The sequence below is a fragment of the Mesorhizobium sp. M0045 genome (assembly GCF_040323385.1).
Taxonomy (GTDB): domain Bacteria; phylum Pseudomonadota; class Alphaproteobacteria; order Rhizobiales; family Rhizobiaceae; genus Mesorhizobium.
This window is the reverse complement of record NZ_JAMYUY010000025.1, coordinates 53,767-76,635: the sequence shown is the minus strand read 5'-3', so window position 1 is coordinate 76,635 and position 22,869 is coordinate 53,767. Positions and strand designations below refer to the sequence as shown.

The window sequence follows — 22,869 nt, the reverse complement described above, 5'->3', positions numbered from 1 at the left end:
GGGGGGGGGGGGGCGGGGTGTGGGGTAACTCCGCCGGGGGTGTGGCCCCCCCCCAAAACCCCCCGCGGGGGGGGCTGGCCCCCCCGCTCTTGTCTGGAATTCCAATTCGGCTGTTAGTTGTTGCCGAAGAGGTTGCGGTCGGCGCCCTGAGGCGCGGACTTGGGCACATCGCCGGACGAATTCAGCAACTTGTAGATCGGCGAGTTGCTGTCACGCACCGAATACGTCTGCGTCTTGTCGACATTGACGGTCGACTGCTTGTTGATGTCGCTCCCGCCAACATTGTCGTTTTGGGCATAGGCGCCGCCGGCGGTAATCAAGAGAGCGGCGGCAGTAAGAACAATCTTTTTCATTTGGATACTCCTGGATTTCGGATCAAAGCGGCGGGCATGCCCGCCCGCCTTGATGGTGGGATCGGCTGTTAGTTGTTGCCGAAGAGGTTGCGATCGGCGCCCTGGCCGACCGGCTGCTTTTCAGCCTGATCTGACTTCTTGAGGGAGGCCGTGTACGAGCTGTCGACCGCGACAGCCGGCTGGTTGGCTCCGTTGGAACCATAATTGTCGCTGCCGGCGAAGGCGCTGCCGGTGATGGCCAAAACGGCGACGGCGGCAAGAAAGATCTTTTTCATTTCAATACTCCTGAATTTTTTCAGATCCCGGGCGGCGGATATGCCCGCCGCCCTGATGCTGGGATCGGCTGTTAGTTGTTGCCGAAGAGGTTCCGGTCGGCGCCCTGGACAGGCTGCTTGTCAGCATCAGCCGGCTTCTGAATGGAAGCCGTGTACGAGCTGTCGCCCGAGGCGGCAGGCTGGTTCGCACCATTGGAACCATAATTGTCGCTGCCGGCGAAGGCGCTGCCGGTGATGGCCAAAACGGCGACGGCGGCAAGAGCGATCTTTTTCATTTTTAGTACTCCAGTATCTTAGTCTCAGTCCGTCTAGCGGCGTGTCTTGGGAGGAGTTCGCGTCGTTCGGACCGCCCCGATGTGGGAAAGCCAATGGCCAGTTTCCAATCACGAAGTTGTTTGGTGTGGACCAAGAATCTACACCTTGAAATTGTGCCACGGACTCCCTCCGCCACATTTTTACCGTTTAATGCCAACAAGATAGCCCATCGCCTCGGTCTGACTGCAAGGGGACTTGGAAGGCAGCGTTCACAGCGTCCTGCACGCATTGTCAACAGAAACGAACCGTTCGGTTCGATTTTTTAAACCGATAAAAGTCGCAGCCGGGGTTGTTTGTCGAATCGTTAACCATTTCAGCCAAGCGCGGCCTCGCCGTTCTGCCGGTTTTCGGCCCGTTTAGGCCGGCCGGCAAAGGCAGCAACCGGGCAAGCAGAACCGGGTCAGACCCCGTAGCGTTCGGTGCGGATGAGAGCCGCAGGCACCCCGGCATCGATCAGTGCCTCGGCGGCGGCCGTCACGAATGCGTTCGAGCCGCAGACAAAGGCCAGCTTCGGCGGCGCGGGCAACCTGGTCATGGCTTGCACCATCATCGCGGCGTCGACCCGCCGCGCATAATCCGCCGGACGGCGGGCCGGCTCGCGCGTCAGCGTCAGCACCAGGTCGAAGCCATCCCGGCGCTCGGCGAGGTCGATCAGCTCATCGCGAAAGATCACCTCGTCCCAGACCCGCGCCGAAACCACCAGGGCGGCGGCAACCAGCGACCCCCGCATCGCCCGGTGACGGACCATCGACATCAACGGCACCACGCCCGACCCACCGCCGACGAGCAGGAGCGGTCCGCCATCGCCGTCGGACCAGACGAAATGGCCGCCGAGCGGCCCGCGCAATTCGAACTCGTCGCCCACCGCCGCGATCTCGTGAAAGAACGGCGAGACCTCGCCGTCCTCGAGTTTTTCAATCGCCAGCTCGATGGTCTCGCCGGTCTCCGGTGCCGAGGCGATGGAGTAGGAGCGCCGCGCCTGATAACCGTCAGGCGCCGTCAGCCTGACATCGACATGCTGTCCGGCACGGTAGGCGAAGGGCCGCGACGGCTGCAGGAAAAAGCTGGTGACGCGCGGCGTGCGCTTTTGGATGCGGGTGATGGTGACTATCTGCCAGGGCGACTGCGCCGCCGGTGCGTCGCTCATGGATCGTTCGTGTAGCGCTGCTCGCGCCACGGGTCGCCATAGATATGATAGCCTCGCAACTCCCAGAAACCCGGCTCGTCACGCTCGGTGAACTGCAGCCCGTTCAGCCATTTGGCCGATTTCCAGAAATAGAGATGCGGAACGAGCAGCCGCGCCGGGCCGCCATGGTCGGGGGTGATCGGCTTGCCCTCGTAAAGCAGCGCCACCATCGCCTTGCCGCCGGTGAGATCCTTCGTTGGCACGTTGGTGGAATAGCCGTCGAAACCCAACGCCAGCGTGAAGGCGGTGGGCGGCTCGATGCCGGCGTCGGCAAGGATGTCGTCGACCAGCACGCCCTGCCACGCCGTGTCGAACTTGGTCCATGCGGTGACGCAATGGATGTCGCGCGTCATCTTGGTCAGGGGCAGCGCGTTGAACTCGGCCCAGTTCCACTTCTTGATCGGCCGCGGCCCGTGCTTAAGCGTGAACGACCAATCCTCGGTGCGCACATGCGGCGTCGGGCCGGCCGACAGGACCGGGAAACCTTGCTCGAGATATTGCCCCGGCGGGATACGTGCACCCGTATCTGTCGGCGGCTTTCGTCCGGAAGAGAAACCTCGGGTAGCCATCGAGAATATCCGTTTGCGCAAGGTCCAATCGACCTTTGTCAGTTTTCTCGAAGACGCGCGCGCGGGCAACCGAAATCTTGGCTCGGCCGGCAATGCCCTCCATCGATCTTGGCAGCGCGGCGCCTGCCTCAGCCACTGGCGAAGGGGACGGCGACAAACATCTGGGCGTCGCCGCGCTGGACAAGCAGCAGCACCGATTTCTTGCCGGATTTGGCAGCCTGCACAATCGCCTGGTTAGCCTGCCTGGCGCTTCTCACCGGATGCTGGTCGACGGCGACGATGATGTCGCCGGGCTGGATGCCGGAAGCCGATGCCGCCTTGTTCGGGTCGACGCGCTCGACCAGTGCGCCGTGCTGGTTGCCTGCCAGGTTCATTGCCTGGCGTACATCCGGGGTGACATCCATCAGGCGGAGACCGAGCGCCGGTGCACGGAGGCCCTGCTCCGTCGACGGCTGACCCTGATCGCCGGTCACCGATCCCGTTGCCATGTCGTCTTCGTTGCGCCCGATCTCGACGGAGATCTGCAGGCTTTGGCCCTTGCGCCAGACATTGAGGGTTTCCCTCGTGCCGGGCGCAACGTCGGCGACAGCGCGCGACAGGTCCCTTGGGTCCTTTATGTCGCGATCGGCGAAGCTGGTGATGACGTCGCCGGTCTCGATGCCGGCCTTGGCGGCCGGCGATCCGTCGCTGACCTGCGCGACGAGCACGCCGGCGGGGTGATCGAGGCCGATGGCGCTCGCCATATCAGGCGTCACCGGCTGGATCTGGACGCCCAGGTAGCCGTACTGGATGGAGCCGCCCTTCATCAGCTTGGCGACGACCTTTTGCGCCTGGTCGGAGGGGATGGCGAAGCCGACGCCGACACTGCCGCCATTCGGCGAAAAGATCGCCGTGTTGATGCCGACGACATTGCCGTTCACATCCGTCAGCGGGCCGCCGGAATTGCCCCGGTTGATCGGTGCGTCGATCTGGATGAAGTCGTCAAACGGCCCGCTGTGCAGGTCGCGGCCGCGCGCCGAGACGATGCCGGCCGTGACCGTGGTGCCAAGGCCGAAAGGATTGCCGAAGGCGAGCACCTGGTCACCCGGCATGAGCTTGTCGGAATCGCCCCATCTGACGGTCGGCAAGGGCTTGCCGGCTTTGACCTTGAGCACGGCAAGATCGTTCTTGGCGTCATGGCCGATCAATTTGGCGGGAAGCTCGGTGCCGTCGTCGAGCGTCACCTTGATCGATTGGGCGCCATCGACAACGTGATTGTTGGTGACGATGGTGCCGTCGCTGGCGACGATGAAGCCTGAACCGAGCGCCTCGGTGCGCGGCGCCTGTTCCGGCGGTGTTTTGGGAGCGGGCAATCCCTGGTCACCGAAGAAATGGCGGAAATAGTCGTCGAAAGGGGAGGTTCCGCCAAAGGGAGAGGCGTCGCTCATGGTGTCGGGCTGTTGTACTTTCATGACCGTCGTGATGGTCACCACCGCCGGCTTATCGGCCGCCACGACCGGCGCGAACGAGCCGCTCGGCGCCGTCATGCCGGTGACGGGAGGGGTGACCGTTGCCGCCAGGACATCATTCAGCCTGGGAGCGAGAGGCAGGGCGAAAGGGCTGACGATCAACGCTGCGCCCAGCAGAGCGGCGACGCGATGTCTGCGAAGGGTCTGAATTGGTGACATGGCCGTTGTCCGGGCGAGAGATTGGTGAAGCGCCCTAACGTTCCGTTACCGGAACAATTCATCGGCGCGTCGGTCGTCGGCCTTGCCTGTCTCGCCTGTCAGGCAGCCGACCGGATCGACAGCCCCGCATCTAGGGCGCCGATCATGGTTTCCAGATAATGTTACGAAGATTTAATTTTCGGCTGGCAACCGCCGTGCCGGGCTTGCGCCGAAACCCGAAAACAAAAACCCGCCTGACGGCGGGTCGTTGGGGCAAATCAGCACCATACCCAGATTACTAGCATAGCTGCCGGCACAAAGCAAGAACAAAATAGTTGCCCAAGCCAAATCGCTTCAGGCCGCCCCTCACTGCCCCGCCAAGGCTTCTATGCCGCTGTCCCGTCCGTTCGCCTGAGATACGCCGAGGCGATCTCACGCATCCGCCTGCCGTCGAAGCTCGGTCCATGACCGCCATGGCCGATCCGGATCGGCAGATCGCGCAGCCGCTGCATGGTGCGGCGGTAGGCGGCACGATCGGAATCCGGCAGGTCGTCGATCAGCGTGGCGTCATAGATGGCGTCGCCGGCGAAGAACAGGCCGTCTGCCTCATCGAACAGCGCGATCGAATCCGGAGAGTGGCCGGGCAGGTGCAGGACGCGGAATTGCCGGTCGCCGAGGTCGATCCTATCGCCCTCGTCCAGGGTCCGGTCCAGCGGCGCCGGTGGAATCCTGTAATCGGCCGCTTTCCAGCCGTTTGCCGGCAGTCTGGAGACGGCGCCTTCGAGATCATGGAACATGTAGGCGTAGGTCACCGCTTCGTCCATGCTGTCGAACTGCGTGGCGCTGTGGCGCGGACCTGCCCGCAACGGAAACTCGTGCAGCGAGCCGACATGATCGAGATGGATATGCGTGGCGACGACGAGCAGCGGCTTGCCGGCCGGCGTGTCGATCTGCGGCGCCAGCGGGCAGATCCCCATGCCGGTGTCGACCAGCAGGTCGACATCGCGGCCGCGCACATGCCAGATGTTGGCGCGCACGAAATCATGCACGAAGGGCTCGGTCAGCATCATCGTCTTGGCGTCGACGATGGTTTTGCTGAACCAGCTGTCCATCAGATAAAGGCCGGCATCAGACGAACGGCTTACCGACCTTGTACTTTCGCGGAACCAGCCGCTTCAGATAGGCCATGCCCGCATTGGACAGCCGGTTGACGTCGGGCAGCATGAAATCATCCGGCATATGGCGTGTCTTGCCGGCGACGTTCTTCAGCGGCACCTTCTTCAGCACGGTTTTTTTGCCGTCATATTGCAGCGCCACGGAACCGCCGCCCTCGTCGGCCACGGTGACGGCGAAAGCGCCGGCATCGAAGGCCTCCCGCGCGTCCACCGCGCTGATGGCGCCGACATAGCCGCGTGGCATATAGCCGAGCGCATCAACGCGCGCCCGCTTGCCCGGCAATCCTTCGGCGAGCGCGCGCTCCAAGGCTGCCGGCAGGTCGCTGCCCGACAGCTTGACGTTGCCGTGCTGGTCGCGCTCCAGCCTTTCCGGCGGCACCAGGCTTTCGACCAGCGCCTTGCCGTCAGCGGTGCTGACGCCTTCGGAGACGGCAACGATGCAGCGCTTGTGGCGGTCGAGCGTGGCGCGCACGTCGTCAATGAAACCGGCCGCCGAGAACGGCCGCTCCGGCACGTAGACGAGATGCGGGCCGCTGTCCTGGTCGAGCTGCCAGGCCGCGGATGCGGCCGTCAGAAAACCGGCATGCCGCCCCATGACGATGCCGACATAGATGCCCGGCAGAGCGCGGAAATCGAGATCGACCGAAAGGAATGCTCCAGCGACGAACTCGGCCGCCGACATGAAGCCGGGCGTGTGATCGTTCTCCTCGAGATCGTTGTCGATGGTTTTCGGCGCATGCACGAAGGCGATCTTGCCGCCGGCGGCGTCGGTGAGGATCTGCTGCGTGCCCGAGGTGTCGTTGCCGCCGATATAGATGAAGGCGTCGGCGCCGGCTTTCTTCAAGCCATTGAGGATGAGGTCGCAATAGGCGGCATCCGGCTTGTCGCGCGTCGAACCAAGCGCGGCGCTCGGCGTCGCCGCGATCAGCCGCAGGCGGTCCTCGGGGATGGCGGAAAGATCGACGTAATTGCCGTCACGAATGCCGCGCACGCCGTGGATGGATCCCAGCACCTTGGCGCCGGGATGCCGTTTGCGGATTTCGAGCGCAGCACCCACCACGGTTTGGTTGATGACGGCGGTCGGGCCGCCGCCCTGCGCGATGACAAAAGTTCCGGCCATTGTTCACGTCTCCCGGGCAATGAAATCGCAGGCACATTCGCCTGTCTTGCGGCATCGCGCAACGGCAGAGTGATCGCTGAAGGCGAAGCCGCCGTTCAGACGACGACGACCGGGTTTTTCTTGGAGACGCGGCTGTAGAGATCGATGACGTCCTGGTTGATCAGGCGCACGCAGCCCGACGACATCGCCTGGCCGATGCTCCACCATTCGGGCGAGCCGTGGATGCGATAACCGGTGTCGCTGCCGTTCTGATAAATGTAGAGGGCACGCGCGCCGAGCGGATTGTCGAGGCCGCCCGGCTGTCCGCCTTGCCACTTCACCAGTTCCGGCCTGCGGGCGATCATCTCGGGCGGCGGGGTCCAGACCGGCCATTCCTTGCCGTACTGGATGTTGGCGCGGCCGGACCAGCGGAATCCGTCCTTGCCGATACCGACGCCGTAACGGATCGCCTCGCCGCCGGGCTGCACGAGATAGAGCAGCCGTTCCTGCGAGTGAACGACAATGGTACCGGGCTGCTCGCCGGTCGGATCGACGACGATCTGGCGGCGAAACTCCGGCTTGATCTTGAGGTAGGGCACCTCCGGCACGTTGAAGCCACCGTCGGTAAGCGAAGCGTACATCACGTCGGGGCTGGTGATGTTCTTGTCGACGCTGATGCTCGGACGGACGGGCCGGATCGAGCCGGTGGTGACGTCGTCGAGCTGGAGCGACGGCAGATCCAGCGTCTGGCTGCAGCCTGTGACGCCGAGCAGCGCCAGCGCGCCGGCGCCGGACAGCACCGTGCGGCGGGAAAGCTGTAGTTCGGTTTCGATTGCGTCGCCATTATGCGGCAGCGACAGACCGTGCGGCAACTCACGCATTTACCCAAACCCTACGCTGTCGGCGGGAAACACGGTCCGGCCGGATAGCAGGCATTTTCACCAATCATGGTTGAAAAAGCGTGAAGGCCAGCCGCCTGGCGTTAACGACGCGCTTTTTCGATTCTTGCCTCTTTACATCTGCGCGAGGCCAAGGATTTATCCTCTTCTTTAAGCTCAAGGAGAAGAAAATGTCCTTCGAAAACTGGGCCGCGTTTGCCGCCGCCTCGGCAGTCCTTCTGGTCATTCCAGGCCCGACCATCCTGCTGGTGGTTTCCTATGCACTCGGCCAAGGCTGGCGCACTGCGCTGCCGATGGCAGTCGGCGTGGCGCTCGGCGACTTCACCGCGATGACACTGTCGATGCTGGGCATCGGCGCGCTGCTGGCGGCGTCGGCCACCGTATTCACGGTGCTGAAGGTGATCGGCGCCCTCTATCTGATCTATCTCGGCATCAAGCTGTTTCGCGCCGGCGGCGCGCTCCGGGCCGAACCGCGCACCGATGCGGTGTCATCGGCGAAAATGGCGGCGCATGCCTGGCTGGTTACTGCGCTCAATCCGAAAAGCATCACCTTCTTCGTCGCCTTCCTGCCGCAGTTCCTCGACCGGCACGCGGATTTCTGGACACAGATGCTGATCTTCGAGACGACCTTCCTGACGCTCGCCTTCGCCAACGCGCTCGGTTATGCGCTGATCGCCGCAAGGGCGCGCAACGTCGTGCGCAATCCAAAGGCGATCCGCATCTTCAACCGCACCGGCGGCACGCTGCTGGTCGGCGCAGGCATCGCCACGGTGGCGATGCGATCGGGCAACTGAGGACACGCCATGGCGGTCAGGGATGCATTCGGCCTGACACTGTCTGGCGCGACGGAGGCCGGGTTTTCGTCCTACAGCCGGGCCGTGCGCGAATTGCAGTGCTTCATCGGCGATCCGGTCGGCTCCATTGACCGGGCAATCGCCGACGATCCCGGCTTCGTCATGGCGCAGGTGTTCAAGGGTTATCTCTTTGGCCTCGCCACCGAGCGTGAGGCGACGGCGGTGGCCAAGGCATGTCACGAGGCGGCGCTGCCGCTTGCCGCGACGACACGCGAGCAGGCGCATGTCGCCGCCCTTGGCCACCTTGCGGAGGGACGCTGGCACGAGGCCGCCCGCGTGCTGGAGGATATCGCCATCGAGTTTCCGCTCGATGCGCTGGCGCTGCAGACCGGGCACCAGATCGACTTCTTCACCGGCAACGCGCGCATGCTGCGCGACCGCATCGGCCGCGCGCTGCCGTCCTGGCAGAGCGGCATGCCGGGCTATCACGCCATACTCGGCATGCAGGCCTTTGGCCTGGAGGAAATGGGCGATTACGCGCGCGCCGAAAAACTTGGCCGCACGGCGGTCGATCTCGAGCCGCGCGATGGCTGGGCTCAGCATGCGGTGGCCCATGTCATGGAGATGCAGAGCCGGCAAAAGGACGGCATTCTGTGGATGCGCGCCAATCCCGAAGCGTGGACGCGGGAAAGTTTCCTGCAGGTGCACAATTGGTGGCACCTGGCGCTGTTCCACTACGATCTTGGCGAAATCGACGAGGTGCTGGCGCTCTATGACGGGCCGATCTATGGCGAGCGCTCGACGCTGGCGCTCAACATGGTCGATGCCTCGGCGATCCTGTGGCGGCTGCATCTCGGCGGCGTCGATGTCGGCAGCCGCTGGGCGGCGCTCGCCGCCAACTGGTTGCCCAAGGCCAGCGCCGGCCATTATGCCTTCAACGACGCCCACGCAATGATGGCGTTTGTCGGTGCCGGCCTCGACGCGCCGGCCAGCGGCTTGCTCGAGGCGCAGCGCGAGGCGATGCGCGGCAAAGACGACAACGCCGCTTTCACCCGGGATGTCGGCCATCCCCTGACGCTCGCCATCAAGGCATTCGGCGAGGGCAATTATGCCGGGACGATACGCCTGATCCGGCCGATCCGGGCGATCGCCCACCGCTTCGGCGGCAGCCACGCCCAACGCGACGTCATCGACCTGACGCTGATCGAGGCGGCATTGCGTTCCGGTGATGGCGCGCTGGCAAGGGCGCTGGCGGCGGAACGCGCGCTGGCACGGCCGGACAGCCCGTTGTCGGCACTGTTTTCACGGCGCGCAATCGCTCTCACGGCGAATTGACCAAGATTAAATCTTGCCTTAAAAACTGCCCCGGCCAGATTTTTTCGAGTGTCGAAAAAATCTTCGCGTGTTGACTGGAGCGTTTTTCCGGCAGCACGATTGCCGGGATATCTTCGCCGTCCGTGTCGCAGGACTGGGCCGGGGAGCAAGAAAGACCGTCGCCGCCAGGCCTGACGGATATGGGAGGAAGCATGTATCTCGGCCTCGATCTCGGCACGTCGGGCGTCAAGGCGCTGCTGATCGATGCAAGGCAGGGCATCGTCGGCTCCGGCCATGCGCCGCTCGATGTGTCGCGCCCGCATCCCGGCTGGTCCGAGCAGAACCCGGCCGACTGGATTCGCGCCTGCGAAGCGGCGATCGCCGAGCTGAGGTCCATGCATGCGAAGGAGCTCGCGGCGGTTAAAGGCATCGGCCTTTCCGGCCATATGCATGGCGCCACCCTGCTCGATGCCGCCGACCAGGTGCTGCGCCCCTGCATCCTGTGGAACGACACACGCAGCCACGCCGAGGCGGCTGCACTCGATGCCGACCCACGCTTTCGCAAGCTGACCGGCAACATCGTCTTTCCCGGCTTCACCGCGCCAAAGCTCGCCTGGGTGAAAAACAACGAACCGGCTGTTTTTGCCAAGGTGGCAAAGGTCCTGCTGCCGAAGGACTTTTTGCGGCTCTGGCTCGCCGGCGACCATATTTCGGAAATGTCGGATTCGGCTGGCACGTCGTGGCTCGACGTCGGCAAACGCGCCTGGTCCTCCGAACTGCTAGCAGCGACGTCGCTGGACGAAAGGCAGATGCCGTCATTGGTCGAAGGCACGGCCAAGGCCGGTGCCTTGCGCGGCGAACTGGCTGCGAAATGGGGCATCCAGACGGGCATCCCGATCGCCGGCGGCGCCGGCGACAACGCGGCCTCGGCCTGCGGCATGGGCACGGTCGGCGCCGGCCAGGCTTTCGTCTCGCTCGGCACATCGGGCGTGCTTTTTGCCGCCAACGCGTCCTATCTGCCCAATCCGGAAAGTGCGGTGCACACCTTCTGCCACGCACTGCCCGGCACCTGGCACCAGATGGGCGTCATCCTGTCGGCAACCGATTCACTCAACTGGCTGTCGGCAATTGCGGGAAAAAGCGCCGTCGAGTTGACCGCCGAACTCGGTGATGCGCTGCAGGCGCCGACCGGTGTCTCCTTCCTGCCGTACCTGTCAGGCGAGCGGACGCCTCACAATGATTCCGTCATTCGGGGCGCCTTTAGCGGGCTTGCCCACGAGTCCGGCCGCGCGGCGCTGACCCGGGCCGTGCTCGAAGGCGTCGCCTTCGCCTTCCGCGACAGCCTCGAAGCCCTGGCCAAAGCCGGCACGACGCTGACCCGGGTGACGGCGATCGGCGGCGGCTCGCGTTCGCGCTACTGGCTGAAGGCCATCGCCACAGCGCTTGGCCTGCCAGTCGATATTCCAGCCGAGGGCGATTTCGGCGCCGCCTTTGGCGCCGCCCGGCTTGGCCTGATCGCGGCGACCGGCGCCGATCCGCGCGCCGTGTGCACGGCGCCGGCGACGGACGCCACGGTCGAGCCGGTCGCCGCCCTCGGCGGTGCCTATGCAGATGCCTATCAGCGCTACCGCCAGCTTTACCCGGCGATCAGGAGCGCCACGGCGTGAGCGGTTTCCCGCCCTCGCCGTGGCCTGCCGAGAAGGCCTCACTGTGCCGGCACCTTGTCGAGAAAGCCGGTAACACTTTTCAGCCGGCCATTCTCGATGACGCCGATATCGGTGCCTTCGATGACGGACTCGACGCCTTCCGGCCCGAGATTCCAGGAGAAACGGACGGTATCGGCGAAGCCGTCCGGCTTGCCTTTCAGCGAGAACCTGAAGCCGGCAAAGCGCTGCTGCACGCCTTCGATCAGCGCGGCGATGCCGTCATGGCCGTCGCCCTGCATGATCGGATCGCGGTAGCCGACGTCCTCGGTGAAGGTCGCCTCGAGCAAGGCTTTCCTGCGTGCGGCGTCGCTCTCGTTCCAGGCGGCGATGTAGTTTTCGGCAATGGTGTTGAGGTCGGTCATGGTTCTGTCTCCTTCGCTGGGTGGCTTTGACATGAGCCTTTTCGACCAGCGCCAGCGCGAAACCAATTACGCCTGAGGTAATCAGGCCGAACCATGCGAGAGGAAAAGAACATGAGCAGCGGTTTTTTCGGCGACATCCAACAGATTAAATACGAGGGACCGGATTCGACCAATCCGCTGGCCTACCGGTTCTACAATCCCGACGAGATCGTCGCCGGCAAGCGGCTCGAAGAGCATCTGCGCTTTGCCGTCGCCTATTGGCATTCCTTTGCCTGGCCGGGCGGCGATCCGTTCGGCGGCCAGACATTTGACCGGCCGTGGTTTCCGAAGGCCGGCAGCACCGACACCATGGAGTTGGCCAAACTCAAGGCCGACGTCGCCTTCGAGATGTTTTCGTTGCTGGGCGCGCCTTATTTCTGCTTCCACGATGCCGACGTGCGGCCGGAGGGCCGGGACTTTTCCGAAAGTAAGGCGCGGCTCGATGAGATCGCCGATTATTTCTCGGAAAAGATGAAGCAGACCGGCGTCAAGCTGTTGTGGGGCACGGCCAACCTGTTCTCCAACCGCCGCTTCATGTCGGGCGCCGCCACCAACCCCGATCCGGACGTCTTTGCCTATTCGGCGGCGACGGTGAAACACTGCATCGACGTCACCAAGCGTCTGAACGGCGAGAATTACGTGCTGTGGGGCGGCCGCGAGGGCTATGAGACGCTGCTCAACACCGACCTTGCCCGCGAGCAGGAACAGGCCGGCCGTTTTCTCAATCTGGTCGTCGATTACAAGCACAGGATCGGCTTCGAAGGCACCATCCTGATCGAGCCGAAGCCTCAGGAGCCAACCAAGCACCAGTATGATTACGACGTCGCCACCGTCTATGGCTTCCTCAAGCGTTTCGGACTGGAGAATGAGGTCAAGCTCAACATCGAGCAGGGCCACGCCATCCTGGCCGGCCATTCGTTCGAGCATGAACTGGCGCTGGCCAATGCGCTGGGAATCTTCGGCTCGATCGACATGAACCGCAACGACTACCAGTCGGGCTGGGACACCGACCAGTTCCCCAACAATGTGCCGGAGATGGCTCTCGCCTACTATCAGGTGCTGCAGGCCGGCGGCTTCAAGACCGGCGGCACCAATTTCGACGCCAAGCTCAGGCGCCAGTCGCTCGATCCGCAGGATCTGCTGATCGGCCATATCGGCGGCATGGATTGCTGCGCTCGCGGCCTCAAGGCGGCAGCGCGCATGGTCGAGGACAAGGCGCTGTCCGCCCCGCTCGCCGAGCGCTATGCCGGCTGGGATTCGGCCGAGGCCAAGGCGATGCTTGCCGGCAAGCGCACGCTGGAGGAAATCGCCGAGCGCGTCGTCAAGGAGAAGATCGAGCCGCAGCCCAGATCCGGTCGCCAGGAACTACTCGAAAACATCGTCAACCGGTACGTCTGAGGCGTACCATCCCGCGGCCGCATTGTTCAGCGGCCGCGGGATAAAGACGACTTTCCGCGGGGCTGACACCGACAAGGTTTGCCCCGTGCGAAACTTTCGGTCTGCTTGCTGACCGGGCCTGGCATTTGCCTTAGCCGTGATCGAGGCCTCTCAGGTAGGCGCAGAACATGTCGGCCATGGCGTCGGCGTAGGCTTCGATCTCCGCGGGGGTTCGGGGCAACTCCGAGAACTGCTTCCCCACCGTGCTGAGCGTCGTCATGACCAGGTCGCCGGCCAATTCGCGAGTCGCTTGCGCGGCGTTGGGCAACGCCTCCTGCATGAAGAGCTGGATGGTGCGGTCTCCGGACGCCCTTGCCGCCTGCGCCTCGGGCGCGTCGCGGTAAAGCGGTGCGGCGTCGTCGAGCGCCACGCGCACCGCGGCCTCGTCACACTCCGAGCGGAGGAAGGCGTGGACCAAGGCGCGCAGCCGTTCAAGTGGCGGTTTCCTGACATCCTCGAGGATGTCGCGCAGCAAATCGGTCGTCTGCCGCCATTCGTCGCTCTGGAGCCGGAACAGGATCGCCGCCTTGTTCGGAAAATACTGATACAGCGATCCGACACTGACACCGGCCTTCTCGGCCACCCGCGCCGTGGTGAAGCGCTGCGCGCCTTCCCTCGCCAAAACCTGAACAGCAGCCTGCAAAATCGCAGCAACGAGCTCCCCCGAGCGGGCCTGCTTGGGCTGTTTTCGCGAGGAAATCCGCGGACTGCGGTGATCGCTCATTGAGAGGCGCGCCAATGCGATTAGTAAATGCGAATGATTAGTCGTATTTTGAATGCCGCACAAGAACACATTCCATTCTGACTGGAGACCGATATGACCACACTGACGACGCCGCCGCTTGCGCCCCTGCTGGACCGCCTGTTCGAGGAAGCCGCTGCGGCAACGAGCCCTGCAGTGGCGGAATTCTCCGCCGAGGAGCGGAGCCGCCTCGTTCGAAGCAAGACCGAATACCTCGATTTCTATGGGCGGCTAAAGGACCTCTGGCTTCCCGTTTCGCGAGAGACCGGCACGCTGCTCTACATGCTGGCACGGGGCAGCAGCGCAAGGACGATCGTTGAATTTGGAACCTCGTTCGGCATCTCGACCCTACACCTTGCCGCAGCCTTGCGGGACAATGGCGGTGGCCGCCTCATCACCAGTGAGTTCGAGCCATCCAAGGGGGCGCGCGCCAGGAACAATCTGACGGCAGGCGGTCTCATCGACCTGGTGGAAATCCGAGAAGGAGATGCGGTGCAAACATTAAGCGTCGATCTTCCCGAAACCATCGACCTGCTTCTGCTCGACGGCGCCAAAGCGCTCTATCCAGAGATCTTGAGTCTGGTCGAAAGCCGCCTCAGGCCGGGCGCCTTCGTCGTTGCCGACAACGCCGATCTTTGCCCCGAATACCTCGAGCGGGTGCGCTCGACCGGAAGCGGCTACATGTCCACGTCGTTCAGCGAGGATGTCGAGCTGTCGATGCGGCTTGGCTGAAGCACTGCCTGACTACTGGTACGATAGTGCCCAAGATGGGCGGCGGCGGATAAAACTTTGCCCGGCGCCGCCCATCAATCGCCTCGCTCTTGCCTTCAAACAGCCGTCACGAACCTCCTATAGTGTGGTTCGTGGCGGGAACGGAAAGAAGGAGGCGAAACGATATGCAGCACGAACGCGAAATCGACGCCCTGCTCTCATCTGGCGAGGCCGGATCGATCATCGACCGGCTGATGGCGCTGCCGCATCCGAAGCAGGGTGCGCTGAGTGCGAACGAATGGGATCGCGCGGTCGCCAGCCGCTTCGAGACCCATCTTGCGAGACAAATGCGCTCGCAGATCGACGGCAACAGCGACCGCCAGGACGCTGCCTGATCTACCTTTGTGTATGCATGCCGTTGTCCCAAAACCGCTACGGACTTTTGGGCGACATGCATTATCCCCGACGCAGCCTGACCGGCGCTTCGCCGAACGCTCTTGAAAACGCTCTGGAAAATGCCGCGGCGGACGAAAACCCCGTTCGCCCGGCAATATCGGCCATGGCCACGCGCGTGTCGACCACCAGCCGGCGCGCGGCGCCGAGGCGCAGCCTGAGATAATAGGCGCCGGGCGTTTCGCCGATCGACTTGCGAAAGATACTTTCCAGCGTTCGTGCCGTCACCCCGGCGCGCTTGGCCACCGCGGCTATGGTCAGCGGCTGGTCGATATGCGCTTCCATCAGCCGGATGGCTTGCGCCAACCTGGGATCGTAGCCGTCGAGACGGCCGAGCGAGACCAGCGGCTGCGCGTCGGTCGCGGCGCGCGCCTGGTCGTAGATGAAGACGCTCGCGACATCGAGCGCCACGGCCATGCCGAGCCGCGTGCGAATCAGATGCAGCATCAGGTCGAAGGTCGGCGAGGCGCCGCCGGAGGTGAACACCGGGCCGTCGATGACGTAGCGGTCGGGGCGCACGTCGACGCCGGGAAAGGCCGACGAGAAATCCTCCATGTCCTCCCAGTGGGTGGTGGCGCTGCGCCCTTCCAGCAAGCCCGCGCGCGCCACCAGCCACGTACCCGCCTCGACGCCGCCGCAGGCGCGTGCCGCGCGCGCCGCCCGGCGCAGTCCGGACAGCAGGGCCGATGTGGCATAGTTCTGCGTGCCGAATCCGGCGACGACGACCAGCATGTCGGCTGTGTCAGCCGCATCGAAGCGGCCGCTGACCGCCACCGGCAGGCCGCATGTGGTAACCGGCGCCTCGCCCGTCACCGAGACCAGCCTGAAATCGAACAGCGTCTCACCGGCAATGCGGTTTGCGGCGCGCAATGGATCGACGGCTGAGGCGACGCACATGATCGATGAGCCGGAGAATACCAGCAGCGTTACCTTGAGCGGCAAACGCTCGGCCTGAAAGATCGTCGGTTTTTCGCTTTTGGTCACACGATCTTCGTAAAACGCAAAACAGTTTCCGGCAAGTCAGGCATTCTTGCCCTGCGTCCTATTGGGAGAGAGTCCGATGCCGTTAGCGATGAACCGTGAGGTCTTCATTACCTGTGCCGTGACCGGGTCAGGCAGTTCGCAGGATCGCAGCCCGCATGTGCCGCGTTCGCCCAAGCAGATCGCCGATTCGGCCATCGAGGCGGCAAAGGCAGGTGCGGCGATCGTCCACTGCCATGTGCGCGATCCCGAAACCGGCAAGCCTAGGCGCGACGTACACCTTTATCGCGAAGTAACGGAGCGCATCCGCGCGGCGGACGTCGATGTGGTTTTGAACCTGACCGCCGGCATGGGCGGCGACATGGTGTTCGGCCCGCCGGAAAACCCGCTGCCGCTGAACGAAAAAGCCACCGACATGGGCGGTGCCAGCAACCGCATGGAGCACGTCCGCCAGTGCTTGCCGGAAATCTGCACGCTCGACTGCGGCACGATGAATTTCGCCGAGGCCGACTATGTCATGACCAATACGCCCGGCATGCTGCGTGCCATGGGCGGCATGATGACGGCGCTCGGCGTCAAGCCGGAAATCGAGGCTTTCGACACCGGGCATCTGTGGTTCGCCAAGCAATTGGTCGAGGAAGAAGTGCTGAAGCCGGATGCCTTGGTGCAATTATGCATGGGAGTGCCGTGGGGGGCGCCGGACGACCTCAACACCTTCATGGCGATGGTCAACAATGTGCCGGCGACCTGGAACTGGTCGGCTTTTGCCATCGGCCGCAACCAGATGGCCTACGTCGCTGCCGCGGTGCTCGCCGGCGGCAATGTCCGCGTCGGGCTGGAGGACAATCTCTGGCTCGACAAGGGCGTGCTGGCGACCAATGCGCAGCTGGTCGAGCGGGCGGTCAGCATCGTGTCGAATATGGGCGCCAGGGTCATCGGCCCGGACGAAGTCCGCAAGAAGCTCAACCTGACGAAGCGCGCACCGCTTTGAACAGGGAATCGGTTGGGAGGAGCCGCCGATGAAGACCGTGAAATTCACCGCCATGAAGGACGGCGACCGCGAGGATTATGCCTTCCTCACCGAGCACGAGATCGACCACGCGGCAAAGACCGGCGAACGGCTGCTCGACGCGCTCGTCCAGCTTGATGCGGGTCTCTCGGGCTACAAGATCACCCGGCTCGGCCATTCGCTGCAAGCGGCAACGCGGGCCTGGCGCGACGGCGCCGACACCGACTGGATTGCCTGCGCCTTGCTGCACGACATCGGCGACATCTACGCGCCCTATAATCACGACGAGTATGCGGCGTCGATCCTGAAACCCTTCGTTCGCGAGCAATGCACCTGGGTAGTGGAAAAGCACGGCGACTTCCAGCGCCTCTATTACGCCCATCACCTCGGCGGCAATCCGCACGCCCGCGACCGTTTCGCCGGGCACATCTACTTCGACGATTGCGATGAGTTTTGCGAACGCTGGGATCAGTCGAGCTTCGATCCCGACTACGACACATTGCCGATCGATTTCTTCCGGCCCTTCGTGCTCGAAGTGTTCGCGCGCAAGGCCTATGACGCGTCCGTGATCCGTGCCGGCGAACGCGTCGCCCTCACCGACCCCGCAACAGCCACCACAAGAACCGGAGCTTCCGCATGAGCATCATCAACAAGGCGGCCGCCATCGGCGGCGGCGTGATCGGCGCCGGCTGGGTCGCGCGGCTGCTGCTCAACGGCATCGACGTATCGATCTTCGATCCCGACCCCGAGGCATCACGCAAGGTCGGCGAGGTGATGAAGGGAGCGCGACGCGCCTACAAGCAGATGCTGCCCGGCGGCTTGCCGAAAGAGGGCAAGCTCACCTTCGCCAAGACGCTCGCCGAGGCGGTGGCCGATGCCGATTTAATCCAGGAAAGCGTGCCGGAGCGGCTCGACCTGAAGCACCGCGTGCTGGCCGAAATCGACCTTTATGCGCCGGCCAACGCAATTGTCGGCTCCTCCACTTCCGGCATCAAGCCGACCGACATGCAGGTGGCGATGAAGAAGCATCCGGAGCGGCTGGTCGTCGGCCATCCGTTCAACCCCGTCTATCTGCTGCCGCTGGTCGAGATCGTCGGCGGCGAACAGACCTTTCCCGAGGCGATCGAGGTCGCCAAGGAGATGTATGCCTCGATCGGCATGAAGCCGGTGGTAATCCGCAAGGAGATCGAAGCCTTCGTCGGCGACCGCCTGCTCGAAGCGGCATGGCGCGAGGCGCTGTGGCTGGTCAAGGACGGCATCTGCACGGTCGAGGAGCTCGACAACATCATGCGCTATGGCTTCGGCCTGCGCTGGGCGCAGATGGGCATGTTCCAGGTCTATCGCGTCGCCGGCGGCGAGGCCGGCATGCGCCACTTCATGGCGCAGTTCGGCCCGTGCCTGAAATGGCCGTGGACCAAGCTGATGGACGTGCCGGAGTTCAACGACGAGCTGGTCGAGCTGATCGCGACCCAGTCGGACGACCAGGCGCACGGTCTGTCGATCCGCGATCTCGAAAAGATCCGCGACGACAATCTGGTCGCCATCATGGAGGCACTGTCGAAGCAGAACAAAGGCAAAGGCTGGGGTGCCGGCGCCTTGCATAGGGACTACACCAGGCAGTTGGCCAAGCTTGCGGCGAAGAAGCCCAGCGCCTCCAGGGCGGCCGAAAAGGCCAAGGCTGAAAAGCCGAAGAAAAAGAAGAAAGGCTGAGACCATGGATTTTGGTCTTTCGGAGGAGCAGAAGCTCATCGTCGAGACGACGCGGGCCTTCGTCGAGAACGAGCTTTACCCGCATGAGCGCGAGGTTGAACGTACCGGCGTGCTGCGCCGCGAGCTGATCGAGGAGATCAAGGCCAAGGCGATCGAAGCCGGCCTCTATGCCGCCAACATGCCAACGGAAGTCGGCGGCGCCGGGCTCGATACGGTGACCTGGCTACTCTATGAAAAGGAACTCGGCCGCGCCAGTTACGCGCTGCACTGGACCTGCGTGGCGCGACCCTCCAACATCCTCCTTGCCGGTACGCCGGAGCAGCGCGAGAAGTATCTGTTCCCGTGCATTCGCGGCGAAAAATGGGATTGCCTGGCAATGACAGAGCCGGGCGCCGGCTCCGATTTGCGCGGCATGAAGGCAACCGCCGTGCAAGACGGCGACGACTGGGTGCTGAACGGCACCAAGCATTTCATCAGCCACGCCGACCTCGCCGATTTCGCCATCGTCTTCATGGCCTCAGGGGAGGAAGAGTCTTCGCGTGGAAAACGCAAGAAGATCACCGCCTTTTTCGTCGACAAGGGCACCAAGGGCTTTACCGTGCGCGACGGCTACCGCAACGTCTCGCATCGCGGCTACACCAATGCCATTCTCGAATTCGACGATTGCCGGCTGCCGGCGAGCCAGGTACTCGGCGAGGTCCACAAGGGCTTCGACGTCGCCAATTCCTGGCTCGGCGCAACGCGCCTGCAGGTCGGCGCCACCTGCCTCGGCCGTGCCGAGCGGGCGCTTGGCCATGCCATCGAATACGCCGCGCAGCGCCAGCAATTCGGCCAGCCGATCGGCAAATTCCAGGGCGTGTCGTTCAAGCTCGCCGACATGGCGACCGAGTTGAAAGCCGCCGACCTGATGGTGTTCGAAGCCGGCTGGAAGTACGATCAGGGCACCGTCACCGACCAGGACATGGCCATGGCCAAGCTGAAGGCCACCGAAATGCTTGCCTTCGTCGCCGACGAGGCGATCCAGATCCATGGCGGCATGGGGCTGATGGACGATTTGCCGCTGGAACGCATCTGGCGCGACGCCCGCGTCGAGCGCATCTGGGAAGGCACTTCGGAAATCCAGCGCCACATCATCTCGCGCGCGCTGCTGCGCCCGTTCGGGGCCTAGAGCATGACCCCAAAAAGTGGAATCCGGTCCTTGGAAAAGATCATGCTCAGACGAAAAGATGACAATGCACAGGCTTGAACGTCTTTTGCGGCCGAAATCGATCGCCGTCTTCGGTGGTGCGCAGGCGGCGGCCGTCGTCGCGCAATCGATCAAAATGGGCTTTGCCGGCGAGATCTGGCCGGTGCATCCGAGCAAGGACGAGGTCGCCGGCCGCAGGGCTTATCGCTCGGTGGCGGAATTGCCCAGTGCGCCGGATGCCGCTTTCGTCGGCGTCAACCGGCATTTGACCATCGAAGTGGTCAAGGCGCTGGCGGAGCGCGGCGCTGGCGGTGCGGTCTGCTTCGCCGCCGGCTTTCTCGAAACCGAGGCCTATGACGAAGACGGCGAGCGGCTGCAGGCCGAACTGGTCGCGGCGGCCGGCCAAATGCCGATCATCGGGCCGAACTGCTATGGGCTGATCAATTACGCCGACGGCGCGCTTTTGTGGCCCGACCAGCATGGCGGCATCAGGCTGCCGGAAGGCGGTCGCGGCGTTGCCATCATCACCCAGTCGTCGAACATCGCCATCAACATGACGATGCAGAAACGCGGCCTGCCGATCGCCTTCCTGATGACTGCCGGCAACCAGGCGCAGACCGGGCTTTCCGAAATGGCGCTCGGCCTGATCGAGGACGACCGCGTCACCGCGCTCGGCCTGCATATCGAGGCCTTCGATTCGGTAGCCGGCTTCGAAAGGCTGGCGGCACGGGCACGCGAGCTGAAGAAGCCTGTTATCGCCATGAAGGTCGGCCGCTCCGAGCAGGCGCGGCAGGCGACCGTCTCGCATACCGCGTCGCTGGCCGGCTCGGACGCGGCGTCCGGCGCTTTCCTGAGGCGGCTCGGCATCGCCCGGATCGATTCAATTCCCGCCTTCATCGAGGCGCTCAAGCTATTGCACGTCACTGGCCCCCTGCCCGGCTACCGGCTGTCATCGATGAGCTGCTCGGGCGGCGAGGCGTCGGTCATGGCCGACAGCGCCGAAGGCCGCTGGGTGACGTTTCCGCCACTCACCCCCGAGCACCGCGCGCGGGTCAAATCGACGCTCGGGCCGCTGGTCGCGGTGGCCAACCCGCTCGACTACCACACCTTCATCTGGAACAACGAGCCGGCGATGACCGCCACCTTCACCGCCATGGTGTCTGGCGGCTTCGACCTCAATACGCTGGTGCTCGACTTTCCGCGTCCCGACCGCTGCTCGGACACGGACTGGTGGGCGACGCTGCGCGCCTTCGAATCGGCGCTGAAGACCAACAGCGCGCAGGGCGCGATCGTCTCCTCGCTGCCGGAAAACCTGCCCGAGGAATACACTGCCGGCCTGATGGCGCGGGGCATGGTGCCGCTGTTCGGCATTTCCGAGGCCATGGACGCCGCCCAGGCGGCAGCCTTCATCGGCTGGGCGTGGCGCGAGCCGCAGGCGCAGCCGATCGACACTTCGGCGTCCGGCGCGCCGGCCGGCGACCATGTCACGCCGGACGAGGCCGAGGCGAAGGCGCGGCTCATCGAGGCCGGGCTCCCCGTGCCGAAGGGCGAGCGCGCCGGCAATGCGGTCGAAGCTGTGATCTCCTCGATGGCGCTCGGCTTCCCGGTGGCGCTGAAGGCTCTTGGCGTCATCCACAAGTCCGAGCTCGACGCGGTCCGGCTCAACCTCAGGGATGCCGAATCGGTCAGCACCGCCGCCCATGATCTCGGCCCGCTCGGCACCGGCCTTTATGTCGAGCGCATGGTGCGCGACGGCGTCGCCGAGCTGCTGGTCGGCTTCACCCGCGACCCGATGTTCGGCGCGGTGATGACGCTCGGCACCGGCGGCGTGCTGGTCGAGCTGTTGCGCGACAGCGTCACACTGATGCTGCCGGCGACCCGTGACGACATCGAGGCCGCTTTGCGCGGCTTGAAACTGTTCCCGCTTCTCGACGGTTATCGCGGTCGGCCGAAGGCCGATGTCGCAGCGGCAATCGATGCGATATCGGGCATTGCCGCTTTCGTGCAGCAAAACGCCGGCGAGATCGAGGAGCTCGACATCAATCCTCTGATCGTCTGCACCGAGGGCAAGGGCGCCTGGATCGCCGACGCGCTGCTGGTGCTGGGAGAGAACAAAAATGTCTGACGTCATCACCACCCGCCGCGAGGGCACGATCCTCGAAGTCACGCTCGACCGGCCCAAGGCCAATGCCATCGACCTGAAGACGTCGCGGCTGATGGGCGAGACGTTCAAGAGGTTTCGCGACGATCCCGACCTACGCGTCGCCATCGTCAAGACCGCCGGCGACAAGTTTTTCAGCGCCGGCTGGGACCTGAAGGCAGCGGCCGGCGGCGATGCCGTCGACGGCGACTATGGCGTCGGCGGCTTCGGCGGGCTGCAGGAATTGGGCGACCTCAACAAGCCGGTGATCGCCTGCGTCAACGGCATGGCGGTCGGCGGCGGCTTCGAGCTGGCGCTGTCCTGCGACCTCATCTACGCGTCGGACCACTCCTCCTTCGCGCTGCCCGAAATCCGCGCCGGCACGCTGGCCGATGCGGCAACGATCAAGCTGCCGAAGCGCATCCCCTATCATGTCGCCATGGACCTTTTGTTCACCGGCCGCTGGATGGATGTCGCCGAGGCGCATCGCTGGGGCCTGGTCAACGAGGTGCTGCCCAAGGAAAGACTGGAGGACCGCGTCTGGGAGATCGCCCGGCTGCTCGCCAGCGGCCCGCCGCTGGTCTTCGCCGCGATCAAGGAAACGGCCCGGGTCGCAGAATCGCTGACCTTCCAGGATGCCATGAACCGGGTGACGCGCCGGCAACTGCCGACGGTTGACGCGCTCTACGGCTCGGAGGACAATCTCGAGGGCTTTCGCGCCTTTGCCGAAAAGCGCGATCCGGTGTGGAAGGGCAGATAGTGAGTGTC

General features: G+C 64.1%; 24 protein-coding genes. 12 read left to right on the top strand and 12 right to left on the bottom strand.

Annotated elements, in window-relative coordinates; all coding sequences use genetic code 11:
* Positions 1-113: 113 nt before the first annotated feature.
* From NKJ72_RS27395 to NKJ72_RS27355, 9 genes are all read right to left on the bottom strand, one after another.
* Positions 114-353, bottom strand: a complete 240-nt coding sequence (locus NKJ72_RS27395; RefSeq protein WP_352480242.1) for a DUF680 domain-containing protein — start codon at positions 351-353, stop codon at positions 114-116.
* Positions 354-421: 68 nt separating this feature from the next.
* A complete protein-coding gene (locus tag NKJ72_RS27390) occupies positions 422-628 on the bottom strand; it encodes a DUF680 domain-containing protein (RefSeq protein ID WP_254815995.1) in 207 nt (68 codons plus the stop codon).
* A gap of 71 nt (positions 629-699) precedes the next feature.
* Entirely contained in the window at positions 700-903 is a 204-nt protein-coding gene (locus tag NKJ72_RS27385; RefSeq protein WP_352480241.1) for a DUF680 domain-containing protein, read from the bottom strand.
* Positions 904-1,343: 440 nt separating this feature from the next.
* Complete coding sequence (locus NKJ72_RS27380; RefSeq protein ID WP_352480240.1) at positions 1,344-2,090, bottom strand: FAD-binding oxidoreductase; 747 nt, start codon at positions 2,088-2,090, stop codon at positions 1,344-1,346.
* Positions 2,087-2,698, bottom strand: a complete 612-nt coding sequence (locus tag NKJ72_RS27375; protein WP_352480239.1) for a molybdopterin-dependent oxidoreductase — start codon at positions 2,696-2,698, stop codon at positions 2,087-2,089. The genes NKJ72_RS27380 and NKJ72_RS27375 overlap by 4 nt, the downstream gene beginning before the upstream one ends.
* Positions 2,699-2,826: 128 nt before the next feature.
* Positions 2,827-4,365, bottom strand: coding sequence for a DegQ family serine endoprotease (locus NKJ72_RS27370; RefSeq protein WP_254815991.1), 1,539 nt, complete (start codon positions 4,363-4,365; stop codon positions 2,827-2,829).
* A 365-nt stretch (positions 4,366-4,730) separates the two neighbouring features.
* Positions 4,731-5,456, bottom strand: a complete 726-nt coding sequence (locus NKJ72_RS27365; protein WP_352480238.1) for an MBL fold metallo-hydrolase — start codon at positions 5,454-5,456, stop codon at positions 4,731-4,733.
* A gap of 16 nt (positions 5,457-5,472) precedes the next feature.
* Positions 5,473-6,639: a diphosphate--fructose-6-phosphate 1-phosphotransferase gene (locus NKJ72_RS27360; RefSeq protein ID WP_352480237.1), complete on the bottom strand. Its 1,167-nt coding sequence runs from the start codon at positions 6,637-6,639 to the stop codon at positions 5,473-5,475.
* A 95-nt stretch (positions 6,640-6,734) separates the two neighbouring features.
* Positions 6,735-7,499: a L,D-transpeptidase gene (locus tag NKJ72_RS27355; protein WP_352480236.1), complete on the bottom strand. Its 765-nt coding sequence runs from the start codon at positions 7,497-7,499 to the stop codon at positions 6,735-6,737.
* 188 nt (positions 7,500-7,687) lie between these two features.
* On the opposite strand from NKJ72_RS27355, the gene NKJ72_RS27350 reads away from it, so the two are divergent.
* The 3 genes from NKJ72_RS27350 (at position 7,688) to xylB (ending at position 11,292) form a co-directional block, all read left to right on the top strand.
* Positions 7,688-8,311: a LysE family translocator gene (locus NKJ72_RS27350; protein WP_352480235.1), complete on the top strand. Its 624-nt coding sequence runs from the start codon at positions 7,688-7,690 to the stop codon at positions 8,309-8,311.
* A gap of 9 nt (positions 8,312-8,320) precedes the next feature.
* Positions 8,321-9,646, top strand: a complete 1,326-nt coding sequence (locus NKJ72_RS27345) for a tetratricopeptide repeat protein (protein ID WP_352480234.1) — start codon at positions 8,321-8,323, stop codon at positions 9,644-9,646.
* A 191-nt stretch (positions 9,647-9,837) separates the two neighbouring features.
* Positions 9,838-11,292 carry a xylulokinase gene (xylB, locus tag NKJ72_RS27340; RefSeq protein ID WP_352480233.1) on the top strand — a complete coding sequence of 485 codons (1,455 nt, stop codon included), beginning with the start codon at positions 9,838-9,840 and terminating at the stop codon, positions 11,290-11,292.
* A gap of 38 nt (positions 11,293-11,330) precedes the next feature.
* Here xylB and NKJ72_RS27335 read toward each other — a convergent pair whose 3' ends face one another.
* On the bottom strand, positions 11,331-11,693 hold the full coding sequence (locus NKJ72_RS27335) for a nuclear transport factor 2 family protein (RefSeq protein ID WP_352480232.1): 363 nt from the start codon (positions 11,691-11,693) through the stop codon (positions 11,331-11,333).
* A 111-nt stretch (positions 11,694-11,804) separates the two neighbouring features.
* Between NKJ72_RS27335 and xylA the strand changes: the two genes are divergently transcribed.
* Entirely contained in the window at positions 11,805-13,130 is a 1,326-nt protein-coding gene (gene xylA / locus NKJ72_RS27330) for a xylose isomerase (RefSeq protein ID WP_352480231.1), read from the top strand.
* A 130-nt stretch (positions 13,131-13,260) separates the two neighbouring features.
* Here the strand turns inward: xylA and NKJ72_RS27325 are convergent, their stop codons facing one another.
* Positions 13,261-13,893 (bottom strand): TetR/AcrR family transcriptional regulator, encoded by a 633-nt coding sequence (locus tag NKJ72_RS27325; protein WP_352480230.1) that lies wholly within the window; start codon positions 13,891-13,893, stop codon positions 13,261-13,263.
* A 93-nt stretch (positions 13,894-13,986) separates the two neighbouring features.
* On the opposite strand from NKJ72_RS27325, the gene NKJ72_RS27320 reads away from it, so the two are divergent.
* Positions 13,987-14,643, top strand: a complete 657-nt coding sequence (locus tag NKJ72_RS27320; protein WP_352480229.1) for an O-methyltransferase — start codon at positions 13,987-13,989, stop codon at positions 14,641-14,643.
* A 164-nt stretch (positions 14,644-14,807) separates the two neighbouring features.
* A complete protein-coding gene (locus tag NKJ72_RS27315; protein WP_254815980.1) occupies positions 14,808-15,017 on the top strand; it encodes a hypothetical protein in 210 nt (69 codons plus the stop codon).
* 61 nt (positions 15,018-15,078) lie between these two features.
* Here the strand turns inward: NKJ72_RS27315 and NKJ72_RS27310 are convergent, their stop codons facing one another.
* Positions 15,079-16,059 (bottom strand): GlxA family transcriptional regulator, encoded by a 981-nt coding sequence (locus NKJ72_RS27310; protein ID WP_352480228.1) that lies wholly within the window; start codon positions 16,057-16,059, stop codon positions 15,079-15,081.
* A gap of 76 nt (positions 16,060-16,135) precedes the next feature.
* Here NKJ72_RS27310 and bcoG point away from each other — a divergent pair, with 76 nt between their 5' ends.
* The 6 genes from bcoG (at position 16,136) to NKJ72_RS27280 (ending at position 22,861) form a co-directional block, all read left to right on the top strand.
* Positions 16,136-17,047, top strand: a complete 912-nt coding sequence (bcoG, locus tag NKJ72_RS27305) for a 3-dehydrocarnitine:acetyl-CoA trimethylamine transferase BcoG (protein WP_352480227.1) — start codon at positions 16,136-16,138, stop codon at positions 17,045-17,047.
* A gap of 28 nt (positions 17,048-17,075) precedes the next feature.
* Complete coding sequence (locus NKJ72_RS27300; protein ID WP_352480226.1) at positions 17,076-17,705, top strand: HD domain-containing protein; 630 nt, start codon at positions 17,076-17,078, stop codon at positions 17,703-17,705.
* Positions 17,702-18,775 carry a 3-hydroxyacyl-CoA dehydrogenase NAD-binding domain-containing protein gene (locus NKJ72_RS27295; RefSeq protein ID WP_352480225.1) on the top strand — a complete coding sequence of 358 codons (1,074 nt, stop codon included), beginning with the start codon at positions 17,702-17,704 and terminating at the stop codon, positions 18,773-18,775. The genes NKJ72_RS27300 and NKJ72_RS27295 overlap by 4 nt, the downstream gene beginning before the upstream one ends.
* A 4-nt stretch (positions 18,776-18,779) precedes the next feature.
* Positions 18,780-19,943, top strand: a complete 1,164-nt coding sequence (locus NKJ72_RS27290) for an acyl-CoA dehydrogenase family protein (protein WP_352480224.1) — start codon at positions 18,780-18,782, stop codon at positions 19,941-19,943.
* A 64-nt stretch (positions 19,944-20,007) separates the two neighbouring features.
* On the top strand, positions 20,008-22,086 hold the full coding sequence (locus tag NKJ72_RS27285) for an acetate--CoA ligase family protein (RefSeq protein WP_352480223.1): 2,079 nt from the start codon (positions 20,008-20,010) through the stop codon (positions 22,084-22,086).
* Positions 22,079-22,861, top strand: a complete 783-nt coding sequence (locus NKJ72_RS27280; RefSeq protein ID WP_352480222.1) for a carnitinyl-CoA dehydratase — start codon at positions 22,079-22,081, stop codon at positions 22,859-22,861. Before NKJ72_RS27285 ends, NKJ72_RS27280 begins: the two co-directional genes overlap by 8 nt.
* Positions 22,862-22,869 lie beyond the last annotated feature (8 nt).